Here is a 23,678-nt window from a genome sequence, read left to right as displayed (position 1 = left end):
GGATTTTATCCGGCGCTTCGTCTTAAATTTTTGCCCGAAGGCAAACCGTATTTCTCAGCTTTTCGGCTTACCTCCTGGTTTTTTCTTTCCCGATTTCGAGGAGTTCATTTTGCTATTGAGATCCGCTATTTTGGACTCGCTGACTTTCAGAAAAGACGCCATTTTTTTCTCGAAACTGTCTTTGTCTTCCTTCGTGATAGGCGCCTGGACAAAAGAACGCTCTTCCACCTTTTTCAGAGAAAGGTCGATGCGCCCCTTCTCGTCGATTTTGATCACGCGAGCCTTGATGTTTTGCTGTAAAGACAAAACATCCTCCACCTTCTTGACGAAGTTGAACGACAGCTCGGAAATATGGATCATACCCTTCTGCCCTGTCGAAATCCGCACAAACGCTCCATATGGCATGATCTGCTCCACGACGCAATCCGCCAGGTCACCCACTCGCACCGAAGAAGTTTCGACCTTCTTCTCCTCAGCCATTGCTATTACGAACCCCCCGATAGTATTTTCAATATAATGCTTCTCCTCGAAATAATGCTTCTCCTCGAAAGTATCGAGTCTCCTGTCCACTTACCCGCTCATAGCCAATTTACATTTAACTTCACTAACTTGTATTTAACTTACATCCAGCATTAACTTATATTTAACTTACATCCAGCGCCACTCGAAGTCGCTATGCACGCCCAAACGCCTATAGAGATAGATTCCTCTAGATTCAAAGTGCCTACTTGTGGGATTATACCAGATTAACAACGTTCCATACTGTTTGTTCAAAGTCATTTTTACGATGGCCTCCTCGATGATGGGGCCGTACCAAGCCAAGAGCATTTCTCCCTCTTTCTTGGGTTTCATGGTCTGCCATTGCAGTCTGTTGGAACGTTCTTGAGGCAGAACCGCCGCTCTTTTCGTGCCGTCGCGCGTCTTAACTTTCATCTGTAATTTAGGCATGGCGCGCACCCGCATCTTCTCTGGGACGTATTTCGCGATCGCCGATCCTTTCGCCTTCACCCACTGGTTCGGGAAACGAAAACCCCGGCTCGAACAAGCGATATTTCCCAGAGTCAGAAGACCGGCCCCCGTTACCCTCATTTGCGTGCGGATCGGATGCGTCTCCACGCGACGCTTCAAGGCGTAAACTTGAGGAAAAGTCAAAGCGGGCGACAGACGATTCACCTTTACTTTGCCTAGAAAATGCCGGCTGAAATAATTCTTCAGGTCCTGTGTGATCACCGTTGATTCTCCACTCCGCTTTTTATTTGCTCTCTAGTCTTCTCCCAAAGAAGAAAGAGCCTTTTGAATGCGGCCGAAGGGCTCGAACATTTCCATAGTCTTTGCCGCCTCCACCAGCACTCCGGCGGTTTGTTTGACCTCGTCCTCTTTCGTGTGTTCGGGAAACATCACCCGCAGCGGAGCGCTGACGGAATCGGCTTGAATCATGTAGACACCGGTCTCTCCTCCGCTTTCCACGTTGCCAGCGACGTCCAAGGGAGGCCGGTTCGAAGGCGCGAGAAACAAGACTTTACCCTTCGTAACGGTCTTCAAAGGGGCTAAAAGGCCGGCTTCCCGGCAGACCCAAAGGGAAGGTTTTGTTTCCACCGCGCCGATTAGGCTCTCCAGGATAAGTTCCTCCCTCAGGTAGACTTCCAGAGCGTTGCCGTACAGAATGCGTTCAAGGCGTGTGGGCCGGATGGGGTCCGTGTACCGGAAGTCCATTGGAATACCGCGGAAATCCACCACTAAAGAGGCCCCGCGAAAGAGTCCCTCCGCCCCGTCCACTATAATATAACCTAAACTGTTGCTGGATACCGTCAAAACGACACCTCCAAAACGATAGCCCCTCTCAACGGGGTCCAGTTACGCGTAAAAATCGAAGCTCTTTGGAGATGTTTTCGGGTGATTTTCTTGCTCAATCACCGCTCCAAGGCTTGCCTCGGAAGAATCCGGCTCCTCAGAAAAAGACTGTCGCTCCTCTTCTCGGCGGCGTTCTCGTTCCTCTTCCTCTTTGCGTTTCACCTTCCGTACCTCCGCCGCGGCGAGCCCTGCTTGTACCATTTGGGTCCGCCTCACGCTTTCCTGCGCCACCTCCTGACCCTGCCCAGTCTGTTGGGCCGCAGCAATAGCGTCCCTGGAGATTTGCGCGCTGTGCTCGATATTGAAATGAGCGAGTTGAAGATTGACGGGTTGAAGCATACAAATTCCCCCTCGGGTCCCCTAAAAATTTTTTCGCAAATGGCCTCTCACCATTATTCGAAGGACCTGAAACGGATCTCTCCCTCGTCGAAGACAAAAGACGAATATTGGAATGGCTTCTTCACCACATAAGAGAAGCCCCTGATTGTGATGACGACGCCTGGATAACAGGTGCCCTTCACCCTCACCACGCCTTGGGATTTAGTGCGTTCCAGGCGCTCCTCTATCTCTTTCAACTCTGCTATCATGGAGTTCAGAGCTGCCTGAATCTGGAACTGGGATTTGATGGCGCCGAGCATCATGGCACGTTTTCCCGTATCCAAAGTGGAGGTCAGCTCCTGTTTCCTCAAATACTCCAAACGGGTATCCAGCTTTTCGATGTTCTCCTTGTACTGGGCGATCAAGGTCTGCAACTCCTTGCGTCGTTCGGATTGTTCGGGGGGGATGCCGACCACGACCTCCGTTTTCGTTTCCATTTCACTGCCCAGAGTCTGACACTTCACCTCCAGGCCGGCCTGAATCTTTCCTCCCGCGATTTGGGACTTCTGTCCTCCCAACACCGTTACGCTGCGTTGGGCCGCCACGTCGCTGTGAAAGATTGATTTCTTAACCTCGATATCCGCACTGCGCATATAGGCCTGGTCCACGAAACCCGCCACGATCTTTCCGGCGGCGATGATGCGTCCCTTCCCCATGCCGCGAACCCCGCCGTGGATGATCACGTCGCCAGAGCTTTCCACGTGGGCGCCCTCCACCATATCCTTGATGTCGATGTTGCCTGATGCGATGACTTCAAATCCATCTCGCACCGCTCCCAAAATTTTCACGCTTCCCATGAAGTGGATGTTACCGGCGCTGAAATCCACGTCGCCCTTGACCTCTAGTTCCGGCCGGATCGATAATTTTCTGTCCCTTCGCAAAAGATGTCCGTCTATGGCGGCGGTGAGAATTGTTCCGTCCTCGGAAATCTCGAATCCACTGTCAACGGAAAACATTACGTCTTTGCCCGAAACAGCTTTGAGCACTGTCCCCACCACGGACATTCCATTCTCGCCTGTCGTCAGCGGATGCTTCACGGCAACCCTGTCTCCCCGTCGGACACTGACGACAGCGCTTCTCGTCCTGTGGTCTATTTTTTGCGCCTCTTGGTCCACCACCGGCGCTTGGTCAGGGTCGATCAACATCTCGATCCTGGCATTTTTTCCATTTTTGGGCACCTGGCCATGAGCCACGATTATCGGCTCGTAGGCTAATTTTAGCTTGATAAGCTGTTCAATCGCCTCTTTGTCGATGCCGAAAACGACATTCTTTCGGCTCAAAGATTCCTCGATTTCTTGCTCACTCGGCCAAGGTTTTGTGAAAAAAGGAGGTTCCACAACGACGGAGGCGGACATCTGGTCCTTCGACAACTGTACCACGACAAGCGCGTTCTTCTCTTCCACGTCATTCCGTTTCGCAATTTTTTTGGGGGTTCGGCTTTTTTGTTCGACGAACTCCGCCACCGCTTTCTGTTCGTACTTTCGAACTCCATTGGCACGCAGGAAAGCGGTCACCGCAGCCAACGTCAGTTCATCCGTCAAAGCCGAGATCCAAATTCCCTCCGCGTCAGCCTCCAGTTTCAGCACATCCTCCGTCATCGTTGCATCCCTCCTCTTCGCTTCATAAACCTCAAAATCTTTTTTTCGTGGATTTGAATCAGCCCAAAAAACGAATCAATGGCCTCATTCTACAACGTAACCAAAGCCTTGAGAGCGCTTATAGCTTTACCGTGAATCTGGGAAACCCGCGACTCCGTCACTCCCAGAATCTGGCCTATTTCCTTCAAGGTCAGGCCTTCGTAATAATAAAAGGAAATCACCTGCATCTCTCGCTCCGGCAGCCGCGCAAGAGCTTTCGTAATATGATCCAAGTCGTCCTGGGTTTCCATGACGGAGACAATACTTTCCTCGTCGCTGGCCACGATACCTTCGAGGTTGACATCTCCGTCATCTAGGGTGACGATTTCATCAAGAGAAATGATGTAACTGCGACTGGCCAGCTCTAGGATTTCCCGATACATTTTTTCATTCACGCCCATTTCCCGCATAACCCACTCGTCGCGCAACTTACCCTTGTCCTGCAAAACTCTCTCGATCGCGTTATTCAGTTTTTGTAGTTTTTCGCGACCCGTTCGAGAGATCCAATCGTATTTGCGCAACTCATCTAAAACCGCGCCACGGATCCGAGGCACGGCAAAAGTCTGAAAGGAAAATCCTTTGGAAATGTCAAATCTATCGATAGCGTCCAACAGACCGAAAGCTCCAAAACTCAAAAGATCGTCGTAATCGAGTCCCGTGGGGGGAGAAACAGTCATCCTGCCGACCACATATTTTATAAGAGGGAGGTATCTTTTTACGATTCTTTCCTTGTGCTCCGTTGTAGGGTTTTTGCCGTATTCGCGCCAAAGTTCGGCATCGGGAATTTCAAGCCCCAAGGATATTCCTCCCTTTAGATTTCCGTCTTGCCTTTACCCAATGTTTTGATCGTCAACATCCAGGTGTTTGTCGAAAACTCCACCGTTCTACCTTTGTTGCCTCCGGTGTCGGAGGCAATCAAGGGGATGCCCGCCTTGGCCAACATTGCCGTGGTCTCCTTGATGTTACGCGAACCCACGGATAAAAACTCGGTAGTCGTATCTGACAGCGCAAACATTTGGGCACCTCCCGCGATCTTGGATTTCATCCTGGTTTTTATCGCGCCTTTCTTGATCATTTCGTCGATCACGACAGGAACGGCGGTATCCGCAAATTTTCCCAATTTTTCAATTCCCTTAGCTCCGCGACTATCCGGCAACATGATATGAGCCATCCCCACGATCCTGGCTGTGGCGTCGAAAATCACCAGTCCGATGCAGGATCCCAACCCTAGCGTTATCAATTTCGCGGGCGCGCTGACCACAATCAAGTCAGCCATCCCCACATGATAAGCGTTTTCCATATCTACAGTACCTGTAGCTTTCTCAAGAGGAGTTCGAGAGCGTCGGGGTCAGGCGCCATGATAATATTTCCAGAGACTTTCCCGTCTTTATTTTTCACCCCGGCTATTCGAAGTTCCGTGTTGACAACCAGCGCCATCTCTCCTACTTGCCCTAAAATAGAGATTATTACATCTAAAATGGGAGCCAACATGTCATGGGCCACCCCCGGCACGGAAATTTGATGCCGCGTTCCAATCAGCATGTTGATTGCGTTTAAAAAAGAGCTGAGAATGATGTTGCCGACCTCAGAAAGCGCGCTCTCCCTCATCTCTTCCGGTAAATCGACTGGAAGGGAATCTCCAAACTGCTGTCGCAGCAAGAGATCCACCATCAACTTAGAATCGTCTTCGTCCTGAATGAAGATCAAGCTGCATCCAAATTCACCCAACGATCGAACGAAGACAGCCGCTACCAAGGAGTTTGGATCTCCATAGTATTCCGGTAACGAATAAATGGATACCAGGTCGGCCTTGGGAACATCCATATCGATCATACACGACAACAGCTTGGATAACGCCGTAGCCGCGTTGCCGGTCCCGATATTGCCCACTTCTCGGATAGCATCCAGTTGTAGGTAGTTGAACGAGCTGAGATCCAACATAATCTCCCTTTCTTGCTACGCTTTTGTCGTGTAAAAAGACGCCATATCCAGAATCAAGGCCACATTGCCGTCGCCCAGTATCGTCGCCCCCGCGATACCTTTGATCTTGGACAAGAAGCGCCCTAAGGATTTAATAACGATTTCCTGCTGTCCGATTAGCTCGTTCACGATGAATCCGATCTTGTTTTTACCGATCTTCACGACCACCACTGGGTACTCGTCCCGGTCTGTATCCTCTACTGTCGTTCCCAACACGTTGCCCAAGTCGCTCAAGGAGAGCACTTCACCCCGCAACAGAGCCGCCGGGGAACCATGGACCGTCTTGATGTTTTCCCGCTTGACCAGGATCGTCTCCTCCACGTTCTCTAGGGAAATGGCGTAGGTTTCATCTCCGACCTTGATCAAAAGCGACAACACGATCGCCAAGGTCAAGGGTAGCCGCACGTAAACGCTGGTTCCATGACCCATCCGGGAGACGAGATCCAGTTGCCCGCCCAGGGCTTCTACTTTGGTTTTAACCGCGTCCATGCCCACGCCTCGCCCGGAAATGTCCGTTACGGTCTGCGCCAAGCTGAATCCCGGCAGCAAAACGATTTGAATGGCCTCCTCATCTGAGATCGTGGCGGCGGTGTCCTCGTCCAGAATCCCACGTTCCACAGCTTTCTTCTTAACTTTTTCAGGATCGATACCTTGACCGTCGTCCGTCACCTCGATAATGACGCCACTGCCCTCCTGATAGGCCGAGATCTTCAACGTTCCTTTTTCAGGTTTACCGGCCGCCCGGCGGTCCATCCGAGTTTCGATTCCGTGGTCTAAAGAGTTGCGGATCAAGTGAACCATAGGGTCCCCGATCTCGTCGATGACGGTACGGTCGAGTTCCGTGTCCTGACCCTCCAGGACCAGCTCCACTTCCTTCCCCAGGGCCCTTGACATATCGCGTATGAGCCTTGGAAAACGGTCGAAAGTGAAAGACACCGGCACCATGCGTAACTTTGTGACCAGTTCTTGAATGTCTCCCGAGATACGTCCCAACTGGGACAGTGGTTCATCAAACTCGCGTAGACGAGCCTCCTGTACTAGTCTTTCGATGCGAGCACGCCCGATGACTAACTCTCCCACCAGATTCATGAGCTTGTCTAGACGTCCAATGTCCACGCGTACAGTTTGGTTGGCCTTTTTCACGTCCGTTTTGAGAAGCACCGCCGGCGCCGGATGCGCTTCCGCCTTGGCGTAGCTTGGAACTTGGGGAATATCGGAGGCTTCGAGGATCACTACTTTTTCTTCTTTTTCCTCGGGTTCTTGATGTTCAGCGGACGCGTCTTGTTTAAGTTCATCCACGATCACCGTGGCCACATCGCTGATTTTAAGGACCGCGTTTTTGACCTGTCCCACGGCTTGTTCGGAGGCGAGGAAGATCGTGAAATCAAGAGCAAAGTCCTCGTTCTCCAGTGCCTCTATGGAGGGGTCCGTCTTAATTACGTCTCCGAGCTCCTCCATTCGATTAACGACCATATAAGCTCGAGCCGCCTTCAAAAGGCAAGATTCGCTTAAAACCACCTGAATCCTGAAAACGGTGCGGCCTATTCCTTTTGCTTCCGAGATCCATTCTTTTTCTTGCTGGGATAACGGTCCATAGGAAGGGTTGTTTTCAAGGGGAACAGACGCTTCCCCTTTGGCGGCCTCCCCTTTGGCGGCCTTCTCGTTGGCCGCGGAGGCCGCGTTTTCGTTCATGTTGCGCAAAGCGGCCACCAGGACGGAAACATCCATATGCGCGTCGCTTTCTCCTCCCCGAATGGAGTCCGCCATGGCCTGCATGGTGTCGAGGGAAGAAAACATGAGGTTCATGTCGGCGTCACTGAGGTGGCGGGTGCCTTTCCGAGCCGCGTCCAGGCGATCCTCCAAAGCGTGAGTGAGACCCGCCATTTTCTCGAACCCCATCGTGGCGGACATCCCTTTCAATGTGTGAGCGGAGCGGAAAATTTCGTTGATAATGTCCAAATTTGTCGTGTCTTTTTCCAACGCTAGCAAAAGATCGTCCAATCGCTGAAGGTTGTCGCCAGCTTCATCCAAAAATGCGCCTAGGTATTGACTCATATCCATTTCAGTCATGGTCTACCATCCCCAAACTCGTGAATTCCGAAAAGTACTCCTCGTTTATTTTAGTGTATTTTATCCTTTTACGCTTCTTAAAAGAGCATCGGGAATTTCGCCTAAAGGCAAAAGTTCATCCACAACTCCAGCTTCCACCGCCGCTTTCGGCATACCGTATACGACGCAGGTCTCTTGAGCTTCCGCGATAATATGAGCGCCCTTTCCGTGAAGGGCGACAGCGCCGTCCGTCCCATCCCGGCCCATTCCCGTCAAAACCACTCCTACCGCTTTGCCGCCATATTCGTCGGCGACGCTTAAAAACATTATATTCGCCGAGGGTTTGACGGATAACACAGGAGGCGCGTCGGAAAGTCCACAATAAGCGACTCCGTTTGACCGCCGCTTCACGATCATGTGGCTTCCTCCAGGAGCGAGAACCACGGAGCCCCGCTTCAGCTCCATACCTTCCTCTCCTTCAAACACCGAGAGAGCGGATATAGAGTCGAGCCGCTTCGCCAACGAGGTGGTGAAATCCTTCGGCATGTGCTGGGTGATAACCAAGGGAACCGGAAAATCTTCGGGCAGCTTAGCTAACACCTGTTGTAAAGCCAGAGGTCCCCCCGTCGAGGACGCAATAGCGACGATTTCCTTTCTGGTCGGTTTGTACCCTGGCGCTCCTCCCCCCGACGCGAGAATATGAGACATCGCCACCCCTCCAGCTTTCAGCTCCACTCCATCTTTTTTAAAGTAAGGACTCACTCGCGCCCCCTTGGCCATGAGCACTTTGGAGACGATCTCCGCGGCTATTTCTTTGAAATTGGTGAAAATAGAGATCGACGGTTTTGCCACAAAATCCACACAACCCAAGGACAGCGCCTTGAGCGTGACCTGAGCTCCTTCTTGGGTCAGACTGCTGACCATGATGATGGGGATGGGGTCAGTTTTCATCAATTCCTCCAACACGGCCAGTCCATTTTTGTTGGGCATCTCCACATCAAGAGTCACCACGTCTGGGGACAACGCCTGAATCTTGGCCAATCCATCGATACCGTCTCTTGCCGTTCCGATGACCTCGATGCGAGGATCCGCAGAGAGGATGTCCCCCAATAATTTCCGCATCAAGGCGGAATCATCCACGATGAGTACTCTGACTTTCGATTCTCTCATTTCCTTCATCATTCATTACCCTCGCGTTATAAATTCTTGTTGTCGGATATACCCGCCCATCAACTTCTCCAGAAAAGTAGACAAACCCTCGTAGGCCAACCCGATCTCTGTCTTGCTCGCGTCTCTCTGTAGAATTTTAACCAGCTTGCCCACCAGAAAAAAAGTCGTTCCGCTGATGTTCAGCGACAAAAGATAGCGGCCACCTTCAATACAACGAGAGACCAACTCTTTCTTGACCGAGACACCGACTCCTCCTAGGCTGATGTCCGATACGCGCACCGGAAACCACTCCTTTGGGATATTTTGGGGAGAAGGCGCACCCTCCACGGGGTCCTCGCCGGCCTTCAGACAAAAGGCGTCCGCCTTGATCGAACAGGGAACCCGGACGAACATTCTCCGCTGGACTTTTTCCAGATCGGAAACGGGTTTGACCCATAAAAGAGGCACAGGCACGTTGACGGTGCTGCGTATCACCGAGGCCGTGGCCTGATAATAACAGCCACTCCCATCTATTTTCATTAAAAGCTCTGTGCTGCGGAACGTGGGCAACAAAGCTCCCCGCAACGTTGGGTGCGACAACCCAATCAAGCCGTTTTCCAGCTCTTCGAGGCGTGAAGCGTAGGTTCCTTTATAAAGCCCCAAGGCAATCACCAGCTCCACTTTGGAGCCGATCAGCGTTTCCACCAGTTGCTTTTGGGATTGCTCCAATTCCTTATTCATACTTATACTCATCTCTCATATTCATCTCTCTACAAAATGTTGCCGCGTCAGCCGGAAAAAAAAGGCCTTCAGACCTTTGGGCGGCTGAAGATTCGTCACCCTTTCGGCGGGCATTCCAAACATCGCGCGCGCGAGTTTTCTGACGCACGCTGTTGCCGCCGAATGCGGGTAGAGCTGATAAAACGGTTTTCTGGCGCGCACAGCGTGTTCAACAGAACGATCCTTCAAGATGCAGCCAATATAGTGAATCGAAAAATCCAGAAATTGACTTGCCGCCATCCGAAGTCGATTCGCGACCTCAAGGCCCTCGTTTTCACTGTTGGCCATGTTGACCACAAAAACGACATCCTTTTTATGGGCGCCCTCAGAGGAACCTTTCAAGGCTTTCAACACGCCATAGGCGTCTCTTATGGAAGTGGGTTCGGGCGTCGTCAGCAAAATCAAAGTATCAGCCGCCGCCGCGAAGGTGAGCACCCCTCTGTGGATTCCGGCCCCCGTGTCGATCAATAAAATCTCGGCTCTGTCCTCCAAAACGCTCAAGCTGTCGATCAATCCCACTAGGTGAGACTCCTCTAAATCCGCCAGTTCTTTGATCCCCGATCCTCCGGGCAATATCCAGACGTTGTGTGTCAACTCCACCAGAACCTCGTTCAGGGTCTTGCTTCCCTCGATCAAATGGGAGAGGTTGTACTTGGCGGTGATGCCGCAAAGCATGTCGATATTGGACAATCCCAGATCCGCGTCCAGGAGCACCACCTTTTTTCCCCCTTCCGCCAAGGCGCAGGCTAGATTGACAGATAAATTGCTCTTGCCGACGCCGCCCTTTCCGCTGAGAACCGTTATCGTCCTCAAATTTCCGCCTTTTCGGCTTTCCTGCCGGTGCTGTTCGACGATACGTCTCAGCTCTTTCGCCTGGTCGGAAAACACCACGGAACTTTTATTCACGGCGCAATTTCTCCATTTCCTCGCTCATCTTCCTCGCTCATCAAAAGACCGGCTAAGCGAGCGCTAGATGCCACTTCTATGTCGTTGGGCACGTTTTGTCCTGTGGTAAAGAAAGAAACGGGCCTATCCAGAGACTTCAGCATGTTGAAAATAGCCCCGTAGCTCACCGTCTCGTCCAATTTCGTGAAAATGACGTGGGAAACGGGGATGACGGACATGCACTGGACTACGTCCAGCATATCCCTGTACTTCATGTTTGCGGCCAGTACCAGGTGGACGGCATCGGGTTTGAAGACGTTGTACAAAACTTCCAGTGTCTCCAAGTTCTTGCGGTCTTTCTGCCCGCGCCCCGCCGTGTCCAGCAAAATCAGCTCCGCGTCAGAGTGATCCTCCAGGACATCGGCAAAGTTCTCGATCTCGAAAATGACCTCGATGGGGACCCCCAAGATCTTGGCGTAGGTCCGCAGTTGATCTACCGCGGCTATCCTGTAGGTGTCGCTGGTAAGAAGGAGAACGTTTTTGTGCTCCCAAAGGGCCTGTATGGCTGCCAGCTTCGCGATGGTCGTCGTCTTGCCGACGCCAGTGGGGCCCAACAACATGACCCTCCGGCCCCCCAGCGCGTTCTGCGAGGAGTCGGAGGCACAACGGATCTTCGACTCTAGCCATTTAGAAAAAGTGACATTTCTTTTATTCCCTCTGAACTCCTCCGTCAACTGCCGCGCGTAGTCAGCATCCATCTCCGCCTCCACCAGTTTCCGGTAGAGTTCGTCCGAGTCATTCCGTTTTCCGGGCGCTGTGAAAAGCCCTGGAAATCCTGCCTCGAAGTTTTTATCCAGTCTAACCTCGGTCTCTTTAGCCTCATGTTCGTTGGGTATGCTCCCCAAACGTTGTAAAATCGTGTCGAGCTTTTGCGAGAGATTGCTCACCTCTTCCTTGAGTTTGACGGAATCCATGACATCAATCCCGTCCACGAGAATCTTTCGTTGCGCGATGGGGTCATTCGTCGCGGAGGCCAAACCCGCCGCGGAGAGGTGAATGTTGTCAAACCCCTGGGCATTCCTGCCCGCCGCCCCAATACCTGCTGGCGAGTAAATCACCCTCGCCATTCCATCCTGGGCCGTCGTTTGTCGAGTGGGGAGCTCTTGGAGTTCCGTTCCTCCCCGTGTCTCCGTTGCCTGTTTAAACTCTAGAAGTTTCTGAAACGCCACCAGTCGCTCTTTGGCAGTTGTGTCGTCCTTCTCTCTCTCCTTCGGTTTTCCCTCTTTGGAGTCGTCTTGAAGAATACCCGCTGAAACCATGAGAACATTGCGCTGGAAAAATCCCATAAACCCTCCCACGCGCACCGTTCGAGTAGATAGGATGACCGCGTCCTTGCCCAAGCGCTCGCTGGCTAGCCTAAGCGCCTCCGCGTCGTCCTTGGCTTCGAAGGTTATCTGGTTGAGAACTCGCATCTATTCCACCATTCCCACCGTTTTGATTTGAATTCCGTGAGCTATTTCATTATAAGATACCACAAAAATATTAGATATTGATCCCTCCACCAATCGCCGCACTACCAACCGAACATTGGGATGCACCAAAAGAACCGGCATCAGGTTTTTAATGGTCATATCGTCAGCAGCGCGGGAGATTGCGGCGATCATCTTCTGGACTTCCCTGGGGTCCAGGTTCAACTGCCACCCTCTAGCAAGGTCCCCATCCATAGCCGCCATGATCTTTTGCTCCCAGTTCGGTGACAAGGTAGCCACCGTGATGACCCCGGCGGCCCCCTGAATTTTTAAGGAAATCAGGCGCGCCAAAGATTCCCTCGCTCGTTCCGTCAGAAAATCCACGCTGCGCGACATCTTACCATAATCCGCCAGGGCCTCGAATATTGTCACGAGGTCCCGTATGGGTACCTGTTCTCGAATGAGGTTTTGAAGAACCTTCTGAATTTCGCCGAGGGACAGGGAGGTTAAAAGCTCCTCTACCACCGCCGGCGCGTTTTCCTTCACCATATCGGTGAGTTTTTGGACCTCCTGCCGCGTCAGAAGCTCCGCGCCGTTCTTCTTGATGACCTCTGACAAGTGTGTGGCCAGAACGGAGGGGGCGTCCACGACGGTATAGCCCATCGTCTCGGCCTTATCTCGAAGGTCGGGAGAGATCCAGAGCGCGGGCAGCCCAAAAGCTGGCTCCGTGGTGGGGATGCCGACCAGTTCTTCCTCCACGGTGCCCGTGTTCATCGCCAGATAATGGTCGGGCAAGAGCTCGCCCCGCCCCGCCTCCGCTCCCTTGACCCGGAGCACGTACTCCGTGGGTTTGATCTGAATGTTGTCGCGAATGCGGATGGGAGGAACGATCAACCCTAGCTCGATAGCCATCTGCTTGCGAATCGTTCCGATGCGCTCCAGCATATCACCTCCCTGAGCGGGGTCCACCAAAGGGATGATCGCGTAACCGATCTCCGCTTCCATAGGCTCCACCGTCAAGAGGCGCATGACCTCTTCCGGCGAAGCGGGAGACGTAGTGGACTGAGCGTCGCCGCGCCCCGCAGACTGAGGGGTTCCCGGCGCACCCTTGCCCGAGGCCGGAGTGGAGGTTTTTTCCGCGGTTTCGATGGCCTGGGCCGTTCCTTCCCGCGTCACCATATACCCCATCGACCCGATCATCGCTCCCAGAATGATAAAGGGGATCGTGGGAAGCCCCGGAATGATAGCCAGCCCGAACAAAAGGCCCGCTCCGATGTAAAGCGGGCGAGGATACTTGGTGAACGCCACCACGATATCCTGCCCCAGATCGGAGGACGCCGCCGCGCGGGAGACGATGACGCCCGTAGCGGTTGAAAAAAGCAGCGCCGGAATTTGGGAAACCAAACCGTCGCCCACAGTTAGGAGGCTGTAAAGTTCAGCGGCCCTCGCTGCCGGCATTCCACGCTGAAAAACGCCGATGGTCAACCCCCCAATAATGTTGATGAGGGTAATGAGAAGCCCTGCCATAGCGTCTCCTTTGACGAACTTGGAAGCGCCATCCATGGCGCCATAAAAGTCTGCTTCACGTTGGATGTCCCGGCGGCGTTCCTTGGCCTCGTTTTCGTCGATGAGGCCGGAGTTCAGATCCGCATCGATGGCCATCTGTTTGCCCGGCATGGCGTCCAGCGTAAAGCGGGCGGCCACCTCGGCCACGCGCTCAGCGCCTTTGGTGATGACCACGAGCTGAATGACCACCAAAATTAAGAAGATAACGGCCCCCACCACGTAATTGCCTCCGACCACGAACGTCCCAAAAGCCATGATGATACTTCCGGCGTCGCCCTGTAAAAGAATCTGGCGCGTGGTGGAGACGTTCAACGCGATGCGGAAAAGCGTTACGATGAGCAGGAGTGTCGGAAACACCGAGAGCTCCAGGGCTCGCTTGACGTAAAAAGTAACCAACAAGACGATCACGCCCAGAGTAATGTTGCACGCCAACAAAATGTCTATAAACCACGTGGGGAGAGGAATGATCATCATAGTCACTACAAGGATCATCAGAAGCGCTACGCCGATATCCGAGTAATGAAGTATTTTTTTCAGAACGGACATTTCTGCCCCTGCCGTAGCAGACGCCACATTTTTCCCCTCCTTTTTTGAGAATTTATTTTATTGTACACGAAAAGAGCTGAAATACAGCGTCGTTCAAGCGTCCTTCAATTGAAATACAGATATTGAACCTCCATTTTGCCGTATTTTTTACGGTGCCGTTTGCCGGACAACGTCTATGCTAACGTCTAAGCTACGGAATCTTTCGCAATAATATCGGGAGTGTGAGCGTTGGATGAACAATCACGTTTTTCACAAGAGATCGGCGATTTTTCCGATCAATCATCTCTATTTATTGTCTGTCTATCTATCTATCTATCTATCTATTATTATTCTATCTATTATTATTTGTCTATCTGTTCTATCTGTTATCTGTTTATGCTATCTGGGGTGACTGCCCTGAGTCTCCAACCAGCTCTGGAGGATAAGAGCCGCGGCGATTTTATCGACCTTTTGTTTGCGCTTACCTCTGGAAACGTCGGCCTCCAACAGCGCTCGTTGCGCGATGACGGTGGTATAGCGCTCGTCCCAAGTCTCGAATTGCCGATGGGGATAGGCCTCCTGTAGCTCCTCCACCAGTTTCTGAATTTTCTGTGCCTCAGGGCCATAGCTCCCGTCCGTTCGACGCGGCATACCGATCAGAACAGGTTCAGGGTCGTATTGCCTCAGACATTCCTCCAGCTTCTCCCGCCAGTCATCTTGGACCTGCCACACGGCAATCCCTTGAGCGAAAAGACCCAAGGGATCCGTAACAGCTACTCCAATACGTACTGAGCCTATATCAAGAGCCAAAACCCGCCTCATGAATCCTTTACCTGACCCTCCAACATGGTTGCGATTTTCGCCAGGGCTCGGTCCAGGTTCTCGATGCTTTTTCCGCCTCCCTGAGCCATGTTGGGGCGGCCGCCGCCACGCCCGCTCAGGAGGAGCGCGGCCTCTTTGGCCAAGGCCCCAGCATCCGCCCCTTTTCTAACCGCCGCGTCGTCGGCCATGACCACCAGGCGGCAATCGTCGCCTGTCACGGAGGCCATGACCACGACGGTGGGGGAATGGAGCGACTTCGCCTTGTCTCCCACGTCCCGCAGCATGTCCGGCGCGGCTTGGGGGAATTTGCCCATTTGCAGCAGAACACCCCGTATCTCCTTTTGCTCGAAAGCGCTTTTCGCATTGTTCGCCAGTTCTTTAAGGCGCGCTTCCTCCAACTGCCGCCGCAACTGGCGCACTTCTCCCACCAGGACCTCCGCCTTATCCGGTAAGTTCGTCTCGTCCGCAGAAAGAATTTCTCCCAGGCGAGTGATCGAACGCGAGGCACGCTGCAACAGCTCCAGGGCGTTCATACCCGTCACCGCGAAAATACGCCGTGTGCCAGACCCGATGCTTTCTTCCCGAAGAACTTTAAAAAGGCCAATGTCTCCCGTCGCCCGAACATGAAGACCGCCGCAAAGCTCCGTCGAAAAACCAGGCACGGCAACGACGCGTACAATGTCCCCGTATTTCTCGTCGAACAAGGCCTTCGCGCCTCTTTTTCTCGCCTCTTCCCTGTTACATTCCGCAACGTCTAAGGCGATGTTCGCCAAAGTCTGCTCGTTGACGATCCTTTCGACCGCCTCGATTTCCTCATGGGTGAGGGGCCCGTGGTGGGTGAAGTCGAAACGCAAAAGCTGCTCCGTTACCAAAGACCCCGCCTGCCTCACGTGCCCGCCCAACACACGCCCCAAGGCCTCGTGCAACAAGTGCGTCGCGGTGTGGTTGCGCCGGATGGCGGAGCGTCGGTGATCATCCACTTCGCAGTGTGTTTTTATACCCACGGAAACGGAGCCTGCGAGGATTTTCACTCGATGCAGAATCAGATTCCCCCGGGGAACGGCGTCGATAACCTCCATTAAACCCTGAGAAACCTCTAATAAACCCTGAGAACCTGGCGCGGCCTGCGAATGAATACGTCCGACATCTCCCACCTCGCCACCGCGTTCCGCATAGAAAGGCGTCACATCCAGCACCAGCTCGCATTCTTCCCCAGCCTCGGCGCTGTCTACCCGGCCCTTCTCCGTCAGGATCGCCAGAATTTTTCCCTCGCCTTGCCGCTCGGTGTATCCCGTGAAGACGGTGGGAGGCAGTTCGTTTTCCAGGTCCGTGTAGATATCTCCCACTAGGGCGCTTTTTTTCTGTTTGCTCTTGACGCGCGCCCGCTGACGCTGGGCCTCCATCGCTTTATCGAATCCCTCTCGATCCACGGAGATTCCCTGTTCCTCCGCCATTTCCAGCGTCAGTTCGATGGGGAAACCGTAAGTGTCGTAAAGGGTAAAGGCCACATCGCCGGGCAGGGTTTTTCCACCGCCGGATTTGAGGCGCGTCGCCTCGGAGTCGAAAAGATCGGTACCCTGCATCAGTGTCTTTTCAAACCGATTCTCCTCCACATCGATGATCTTCTTAATGGTCAGATTGTTTTCGATCAGCTCGCGGTAGGGGTCGCCCATAATGTCAATGAGGATGGGCAGGTACTCGCCCAGAAAACCGCTCTCGAACCCCAGTAGGCGCCCGTAGCGCGCCCCGCGGCGCAGAAGACGGCGCAGCACGTAGCCCGGCCCGTCATTGGCGGGCAACACTCCGTCGGCCAGCATGAAGGCCACGGATCGGGCATGATCGGCGATTACACGAGCCGCCATGTCGTTTTTCGCGTTCTCCCCGTAACGAATGCCCGCTTTCGCGCAAGTGTGTTCAATGAGGGGCATGAAGAGATCGGTCTCGTAATCCGTGTCTACGCCCTGCACGACGGAGGTCAGGCGTTCCAGCCCCATGCCCGTGTCGATGTTGTTGCGGGGCAGGGGGATCAAGTCGCCGTTTTTCTGCCGGTCGTATTGGGTGAAGACCAAATTCCAGATCTCCAGAAACCGGTCGCAGTCGCAACCTACGTCGCAGGAAGGAGAACCACAGCCGTACCCTTCACCTCGGTCGTAATAGATTTCCGAACAGGGACCACAGGGTCCTCCTTCGCCCATGAACCAGTAGTTTTCATCCTGGCCGAACCGCCGAATGCGCGTCTCCGGCAGCCCTACTAAGTCGTGCCAAGCGGTCCAGGCTTCCTCGTCATTCTCGTAGATGGAGGCGTACATTTTGTCAGGGTCAAGCCCTATGACCTGGGTCAAAAATTCCCAGGCCCAGGAGATGGCCTCTTTTTTGAAGTAACTGCCCCAGGCAAAGTTGCCCAGCATCTCGAAAAAAGTGTGATGGCGGGCGGTGCGCCCCACGTTTTCGATGTCGTTGGTGCGTACGCACTTCTGACTCGTGACCGCGTGGGGATACTCCGGCGTTCGAATCCCTAGGTAATAGGCTTTGAATGGGACCATCCCCGCGATGGTAAAGAGCAGGGATGGGTCCTCAGGGATAAGAGAAAAACTAGGATAATGGTAACTTCCTTTTCCCACCCAGAATTTTATGAACAGCTCGCGTATTTCTTTGCCGCTTCGATACCGCATGAAAACATCTCCTCTTTTGGTCTTATCTTGCCGTCGCGGCCTTTATTAATATTTCCGCCGCCTCGCCTCGGGTGATGGGGCGGGCAGGGTGAAGATCGCGGGTTGCGCTGTAAAGATTCAGTATGCCTAGAGAATCTAATGTATTGATGGCCTTGAAGAACCGGTGTTCAGGGGAGATGTCGAAACGGCGTGGGACGGAGTTGTCGTTGCTGAACCCAAAAGCCTTGACGACCGCGTCGGCGAAAACTCCCCGGGTGATGAAGTGGATTCTTTCGGTCCACTCGTCTTCGGTCAGTTCACGCCCCTCGGACGTTTTCGAGGCCAAACGCGCTTTGTTCAGCATAGCCGTCATTTCCTGGCGCGTGATCATCTCCTCGACGCCGAAAAAACCCTTATCCGCGCCATTGATGATGGCCATAGCCAAAACGGGGTCGTCCAGGTCGCTGATGTTATAGGAAGGCGCGTGAGGGGGGTCCTGCGGATTGATGAAGCCGTACAGGCTAGAAAGCTGAACCGCGTTGTAAAAGGGATGTTCGGGCGGAACGTCGGAGTATTTGCAAAGGGACAGAACGACGCCAGCCTCCAACAGCGCCCGTTGAAGCTTCACCGGAGGCAAGTCACGGGGCGTTACACCGTTTTGCACGGAAAGAGCGGCCAGCGCTCCTGCCGCTTGCCCCACCATCATGCAGATGGGTTGAAGACGCAAAGCGCCAGCGGCCAAACGGGTCATCGAGAGATTTTTTTCGGCGACGATGAGCCCGTCGATATCCTTGGGAAGCAAGACTCGTAGCGGAACCTGAAAGGGACCACGCGGGCGATTGAGCGTAGCGGACGCGGCTCTTTCCTCCATGCTCCACTCCATATCCGCGTCAGTGTTCGCGCCGTGGAGGTCCAAAATATAGCCTCCAATTGCGATGGCGTCTTTGAACTCGTGACTGGTTTGACCGTCTCGGTAACTCAGAGAGTTTCTGAGGAGTTCCGCCGACGTCAGAATATAGTCTCCCACAACCCTGCGCGATTCCCTAACGTAGGGAATGGGGGGCATGCGACGCGCGATTTCCCGCCATTCCTTGGGAAGATCGAGCGCCACTGGCAATTCATCGTTTAGGTATTCGTCGTCAGCGACTGACCATTTTTCGCTCAGCTCGTTTTGGATATAGTAGATGAAATGCAAAGTCTTGATTAATGCCTCTTTTTCCACCTGAGCCCGTACTTTCTCGTTCTCCAGATACTCCACGGTCAGTCCCCTGCCCTCGTTTTCGCTCACCTTTCCGGGGTAGTCGTTGCCCCAGTTGACGCCCGATTTCGTGATGTACTTCCAGTTATCGGCGCTACCATCGTAACCCCAAGGTGTCGAGGAGTCGGGAAGACCTCGATAGGCGTTGTGGCTGACAAAGTTCACAGGCAACTCCACGGGATATATGCCTTTGAAATCGACCCCGTCCGCGGAAACGTAGCTTTCGTAGTTGCGTTTGGATTCTTCATAACCGGGGAGAGGGGTGGTGACCCGAAGATTTGGGGGAATGCCTCCGGGGTAGCTACGAATGATGGCGACCCAGGTGATGTCTTGAAGCAAAGCTTCCTTATTAAGAAAAGGAGTGACGGAGTTTCCCACTCTGTAGGCCGCACCGACCAAGGGCAGAATATCCCCATACTCCGTGGCTTCGATCAGGACGCGGCAGGTTATCTCCGTTTTTTTTTCTTGCTCTTCCTTTGTCCCGCGTCTTTTTTGGACCGTGACCCCCGTAACGGTACTGCCGTCCCGCGCCACTCCCGTTACAGCGGAGGTCAACAAAATGTCCAGCGGTTTTCCGCTCTGGGTCCGTGCTTCCTCTAGCATCTCATAGAGGACCCTTTGACCCACGGAGGGTTCAAAGGCCAGGCTCCGAGGATCCCAATAGCAGGTTCCCATGGATTTTTCCATCGTATCGTAATAAAGTTTCATCTTCAAGATAAACTCCAGATAGAGACCGCTCCGTATGCGGCTCAAATCGTCCATGGTGGAAACTCCGGCCGCGGTTGCCTGGCCGCCTATCCATTCGCTGGGCTCCACGACCAGAACGCTCACGCCCAGCCTGGACGCCTGCAACGCCGCCGCGATTCCGCTGATGCTTCCTCCCGCCACGACCACATCATAGTCATTATTCAAGTTCAGGGGAGCAGAGCCCGTTCGGCCAAAAGCGGTCTCACTGGTCCCCCTGAAACCCCCAAGAGCTAAATATTTGCCTGGACTGGCCCAAGCGCGTAGCGCTTGAACGGTTACCATGTTGTATTCCACGGCCATCTCCGCTTTTGCTGAGCTGAAAGCGCTGAAGATAAGAAAAATCCACAAACACAAAAAAACGATCCACAATTTTGACAATTTTCGACGCAACATCAATGCCTCCCTGAATGGCCTCCTTGTGAAATTACCGTACCCTCATGCAACTGCTGAACACTGTTGTCTGGTTGTACTTGGAAAAGGCGAAACGAATGCCGTCTTGTATCCAGTAATGCTGTCCCGTGGCGTAGTCGAACAAAGGAACAGCCCCATATTTTTCCCGGCCTTGACGCGTCAGTGCGTCTAAAGCCCGCAAAGCGCCAGCGCTATTATCACAGGGCAGGGTAATATTGACCCGGTAGGCAGTTCCCTCCAGTTCGTAAACCTCGATGCCCATCTCGCCGTGGAGCCACATGTATCGGGTCAATTCAGGCGTTGTGCCGCTCATGCAATATTCGTCCGCGGGAGGACCTAAAAGCTCGTTGAGCGCGTCAATGGTCATTCCGGGATGGAGTTTGGCGTTCAGCTCGAAGATACGGTTCACGTCCTGCCATATGTCGGCGAAGGTCTCTTCGGCCGGCAGCGCTACAGTGATCGCGGCGATCAACGCAACTTTGCATGCTAAGCGTGTCCAAAACGTCCATCTCATTCTTGTCTTCATTAAAAAACTCGCTCCTTTTTTCAAGGCTTTTTTTTGTGAGAAAGGTAGACAGAGTTGAAGTTTTTCCTTTTGGTCAAGGGGGTCTTTTCTTTCTCGATTTCTTTCTCTATTTCTTTCTCCATTTCCTTTTCCTTCTTTATTTCTTTTTCTGTTTCCCTCTTTTTGCTGTTCATCTCCGTATCATGCGCGTAGGCTGGTGTCCCGGACCTGATCAAGTCCATAGACACGAGCCCTTCCACGTCCTTGACGTCGACTCCTATAAGCCGGCTCACCTCGTAAGCCGTATAGGATTCGTTTTCGTGATTTCGCAGAAAGTTCCGCACTATCGGGTAAAGTTTATTCAATCTGGCCGCGCAGTCAGGACAGACCTCCTCGTTTTGCGCGTTAGTAAAAGCACGTCTACATAACCTGCAAACGACCAGTGCCACATGGACTTCCTCCTTTTTGTAATTCAACAGGATCTATTGGGTTGCTCAACCCCAACAAGAAAACGATAATACCACTATTAACACATTCATAACCAGAGTCAAGCAACATCTCAGGGCAAACACATCGGGAATCGGTATGAATGATCAATTACGTTTTTCCTGACGCGTCTGCCCTGGCAGCGCATTGCATGGATCTGCTAAAGCGTATAGAAATCGCTTCGACATTCATGACCGGCGCCACCGGCGCCGATGTACAATATGCCAGCGGGTGGTGGGCATGTTTGTCTTGATGTTCATGTTCTATGGCGTCGTAGTAGATTTAAGTATGTTAGCGTAGCTAGAATTTGAGTAGGAATTTCAGGTAAAAGTTTCGTCGATGTGTGATCCTGCGTAAAACCAGGGGGATCGACGCGGATCGTAAAAGTCTGTTAACCCCGTGTCTTGACAAGAGAATAGTGTGTTTTTATAATATCTTTGTTTTGAGAATGATGATAAATGAGAAAATGAAGAGTTTAGTGATAGTCAATGTGCGGCGGGTTTTTGAGATTCCTGTGAGGGATGGAAACAATTGGTGGAAAAAGAAATCCTCAATGATCCCACATGTTTTTGAGATTCCTGTGAGGGATGGAAACTAGATTCAGCGAGAGGTTCCTCCGACGGCCACCACGTTTTTGAGATTCCTGTGAGGGATGGAAACCTGTATACCTCTGTATACCCTGTACAGCAGAGCACAGTTTTTGAGATTCCTGTGAGGGATGGAAACAAACCATCCAGTACAAACGCACGAAAGAGCCGGGCAAGTTTTTGAGATTCCTGTGAGGGATGGAAACCCAAGTCGCCCGCGTGCAAAGGAGGCGGTGGGATGTGTTTTTGAGATTCCTGTGAGGGATGGAAACATATCGGAAACAGGAAGTTTCCCCCGTCAGCTTCTGCACCTTTTTGTACTCGAAACCGCCAAGCGAGAGAAAACCCAAATTGATGTACTCCAGCACTTCATATTCCCCTTTTGCCTCGGCAGGTTCCTGAATCTGGCGCAACGCCAGGCCTGTACCCGAGAATGCATTCGCCTGCTGCAACGCCTCGTAATCCCCGATTACGATAGGCAAACATTTTTCATAATATTTATTATAATAATTTTGACAATGTTCCATCGACCGAAATGGAGGCTTTTGATTCTGGATCGTGTCGAGGGGGTTGTATATTTCCCATACATTTTCAGTACATTTTCAGTATAATGACTGAGTGACGGACATAAATTTACCCATTCCATAACGAAGACAGGAGGAACAAGTGAAGATGAAAATCAGCGTCCCATACGGAAAATCGGCCATAATCTGTGAGATTCCCGAAGAGCGCTTGAGAGGAGTACTGTACTCCCGAGCGCACGACTATAAGGCAAAAGCCACCGAGTCCTCCCTCGTTCGCGAGGCCCTAGGTGCTCCCACAGGCTCTCCGCCACTTCGAGAGCTCGTGAAGGGTAAAAAACGCGTCGTCATCATTACCAGCGATCACACTCGCCCCGTTCCAAGCGGTATCACTATGCCCCTTTTATTAGAAGAAATTCGCGCGGGAAACCCTGATGCAGAAATAACGTTGCTCGTCGCCACAGGCCTGCACCGCAACATGACGCGTGAGGAAATCGCCGTCCGTTTCGGGCCTGAGCTCTCCTCTTCTGAGAACATTGTGGTACACGACTGTCATGACGAAAAGAACCTCGTTGCGTTGGGAACGCTTCCGTCAGGCGGCTCGTTGGTTGTCAACCGCTTGGTTGTGGAGTGCGACCTTCTTATCTCGGAGGGGTTCATCGAACCGCATTTCTTCGCCGGGTACAGCGGAGGTCGTAAGGTTGTGCTGCCAGGAGTCGCAGGGTATAAAACCGTTTTGGCCAATCACTGCTCGGAGTTTATCGCCCACGATATGGCACGGACTGGAATTTTGGACGGCAACCCGATACATGGTGACATGATTTTCGCCGCGAAGACCGCAAAGCTGGCTTTTATTTTGAACGTCGTCCTAGACGCGGACAAAAAAATCATCGCGGCCTTTGCCGGAGACTCTGACGCGGCGCACCGCGAGGGTTGTGATTTTTTGAAGAGCCTGGCGGGGATAAAGCCCGTTCCGGCTGATATCGTCATCACCGGGAACGGGGGCTATCCACTGGACCAGAACGTCTATCAGGCCGTCAAGGCTATGACGGGCGCGGAGGCCAGCATCCTTCCCGGCGGGGTGATCGTGATAGCGGCGGAGTGCTGCGATGGTCACGGGGGAGAGGCTTTCTACGACACTTTCAAGTCCACGCGTTCCGCCGAACAGGTGATGCGCGCTATTACAGCGCGAGGACGCGATGAGACCCTGCCGGATCAGTGGCAGTCGCAGATATTCCTGCGCGTCCTGCTGAAGCATAAGGTAGTTATGGTTTCTTCGGTTGCGCCTGAGATGATCGAGCACTTGAACATGATTCCGGCGGCGTCGCTCCAGGACGCGGTGGCGAAAGCGGAGGAGCTGCTGGGTAAAAAAGACGCTTCAGTAACGGTAATACCGGACGGGGTATCCGTCATAATCGAAT

The 23,678-nt window shown here is 52.9% G+C and carries 20 protein-coding genes and 1 CRISPR repeat array; of the genes, 1 reads left to right on the top strand and 19 read right to left on the bottom strand.

Going from position 1 to position 23,678, the window contains the following annotated elements; translation table 11 throughout:
- Nucleotides 1-54: 54 nt before the first annotated feature.
- The 19 genes from LBJ36_11270 to LBJ36_11180 form a co-directional block, all read right to left on the bottom strand.
- On the bottom strand, nt 55-480 hold the full coding sequence (locus LBJ36_11270) for a S1 RNA-binding domain-containing protein (GenBank protein ID MDR1379611.1): 426 nt from the start codon (nt 478-480) through the stop codon (nt 55-57).
- A gap of 168 nt (nt 481-648) precedes the next feature.
- Nucleotides 649-1,230, bottom strand: a complete 582-nt coding sequence (locus LBJ36_11265) for a hypothetical protein (protein MDR1379610.1) — start codon at nt 1,228-1,230, stop codon at nt 649-651.
- A 33-nt stretch (nt 1,231-1,263) separates the two neighbouring features.
- The gene (locus LBJ36_11260; GenBank protein ID MDR1379609.1) at nt 1,264-1,812 is read right to left on the bottom strand and encodes a hypothetical protein; all 549 of its coding nucleotides are present in this window, start codon (nt 1,810-1,812) and stop codon (nt 1,264-1,266) included.
- Nucleotides 1,813-1,854: 42 nt separating this feature from the next.
- On the bottom strand, nt 1,855-2,190 hold the full coding sequence (locus tag LBJ36_11255) for a hypothetical protein (protein ID MDR1379608.1): 336 nt from the start codon (nt 2,188-2,190) through the stop codon (nt 1,855-1,857).
- 53 nt (nt 2,191-2,243) lie between these two features.
- Entirely contained in the window at nt 2,244-3,827 is a 1,584-nt protein-coding gene (locus tag LBJ36_11250; GenBank protein ID MDR1379607.1) for a FapA family protein, read from the bottom strand.
- A gap of 89 nt (nt 3,828-3,916) precedes the next feature.
- Nucleotides 3,917-4,663 carry a FliA/WhiG family RNA polymerase sigma factor gene (locus LBJ36_11245; protein MDR1379606.1) on the bottom strand — a complete coding sequence of 249 codons (747 nt, stop codon included), beginning with the start codon at nt 4,661-4,663 and terminating at the stop codon, nt 3,917-3,919.
- A 14-nt stretch (nt 4,664-4,677) separates the two neighbouring features.
- On the bottom strand, nt 4,678-5,166 hold the full coding sequence (locus LBJ36_11240; protein MDR1379605.1) for a chemotaxis protein CheD: 489 nt from the start codon (nt 5,164-5,166) through the stop codon (nt 4,678-4,680).
- A 2-nt stretch (nt 5,167-5,168) separates the two neighbouring features.
- Nucleotides 5,169-5,807: a chemotaxis protein CheC gene (locus LBJ36_11235; protein MDR1379604.1), complete on the bottom strand. Its 639-nt coding sequence runs from the start codon at nt 5,805-5,807 to the stop codon at nt 5,169-5,171.
- A gap of 15 nt (nt 5,808-5,822) precedes the next feature.
- Nucleotides 5,823-7,916 carry a chemotaxis protein CheA gene (locus LBJ36_11230; GenBank protein ID MDR1379603.1) on the bottom strand — a complete coding sequence of 698 codons (2,094 nt, stop codon included), beginning with the start codon at nt 7,914-7,916 and terminating at the stop codon, nt 5,823-5,825.
- 60 nt (nt 7,917-7,976) lie between these two features.
- Nucleotides 7,977-9,077, bottom strand: a complete 1,101-nt coding sequence (locus tag LBJ36_11225; protein MDR1379602.1) for a chemotaxis response regulator protein-glutamate methylesterase — start codon at nt 9,075-9,077, stop codon at nt 7,977-7,979.
- 3 nt (nt 9,078-9,080) lie between these two features.
- Nucleotides 9,081-9,785 (bottom strand): flagellar brake domain-containing protein, encoded by a 705-nt coding sequence (locus tag LBJ36_11220; GenBank protein MDR1379601.1) that lies wholly within the window; start codon nt 9,783-9,785, stop codon nt 9,081-9,083.
- 21 nt (nt 9,786-9,806) lie between these two features.
- On the bottom strand, nt 9,807-10,712 hold the full coding sequence (locus tag LBJ36_11215; GenBank protein ID MDR1379600.1) for a MinD/ParA family protein: 906 nt from the start codon (nt 10,710-10,712) through the stop codon (nt 9,807-9,809).
- Nucleotides 10,713-10,726: 14 nt separating this feature from the next.
- Nucleotides 10,727-12,181, bottom strand: a complete 1,455-nt coding sequence (gene flhF, locus LBJ36_11210) for a flagellar biosynthesis protein FlhF (protein ID MDR1379599.1) — start codon at nt 12,179-12,181, stop codon at nt 10,727-10,729.
- Nucleotides 12,182-14,290: a flagellar biosynthesis protein FlhA gene (gene flhA / locus LBJ36_11205; protein ID MDR1379598.1), complete on the bottom strand. Its 2,109-nt coding sequence runs from the start codon at nt 14,288-14,290 to the stop codon at nt 12,182-12,184.
- Nucleotides 14,291-14,668: 378 nt separating this feature from the next.
- Nucleotides 14,669-15,091: a Holliday junction resolvase RuvX gene (gene ruvX / locus LBJ36_11200; GenBank protein ID MDR1379597.1), complete on the bottom strand. Its 423-nt coding sequence runs from the start codon at nt 15,089-15,091 to the stop codon at nt 14,669-14,671.
- Complete coding sequence (gene alaS, locus LBJ36_11195; GenBank protein ID MDR1379596.1) at nt 15,088-17,763, bottom strand: alanine--tRNA ligase; 2,676 nt, start codon at nt 17,761-17,763, stop codon at nt 15,088-15,090. Before alaS ends, ruvX begins: the two co-directional genes overlap by 4 nt.
- A gap of 22 nt (nt 17,764-17,785) precedes the next feature.
- On the bottom strand, nt 17,786-20,095 hold the full coding sequence (locus LBJ36_11190) for an FAD-dependent oxidoreductase (protein ID MDR1379595.1): 2,310 nt from the start codon (nt 20,093-20,095) through the stop codon (nt 17,786-17,788).
- A 76-nt stretch (nt 20,096-20,171) separates the two neighbouring features.
- Nucleotides 20,172-20,684 (bottom strand): hypothetical protein, encoded by a 513-nt coding sequence (locus LBJ36_11185; protein ID MDR1379594.1) that lies wholly within the window; start codon nt 20,682-20,684, stop codon nt 20,172-20,174.
- Nucleotides 20,685-20,704: 20 nt separating this feature from the next.
- Nucleotides 20,705-21,112, bottom strand: a complete 408-nt coding sequence (locus LBJ36_11180) for a hypothetical protein (GenBank protein ID MDR1379593.1) — start codon at nt 21,110-21,112, stop codon at nt 20,705-20,707.
- Nucleotides 21,113-21,648: 536 nt separating this feature from the next.
- Nucleotides 21,649-22,008: direct repeats of the CRISPR family, unit length 30 nt; unit sequence GTTTTTGAGATTCCTGTGAGGGATGGAAAC.
- A gap of 400 nt (nt 22,009-22,408) precedes the next feature.
- Here LBJ36_11180 and larA point away from each other — a divergent pair.
- On the top strand, nt 22,409-23,678 hold a 1,270-nt coding region (larA, locus tag LBJ36_11175), incomplete at its 3' end, for a nickel-dependent lactate racemase (GenBank protein MDR1379592.1).

Source organism: Synergistaceae bacterium (assembly GCA_031267575.1).
Taxonomy (GTDB): Bacteria; Synergistota; Synergistia; order Synergistales; family Aminobacteriaceae; genus JAIRYN01.
Note: the sequence above shows the minus strand (reverse complement) of the source record. Positions and strands in the feature narration are given on the sequence as shown.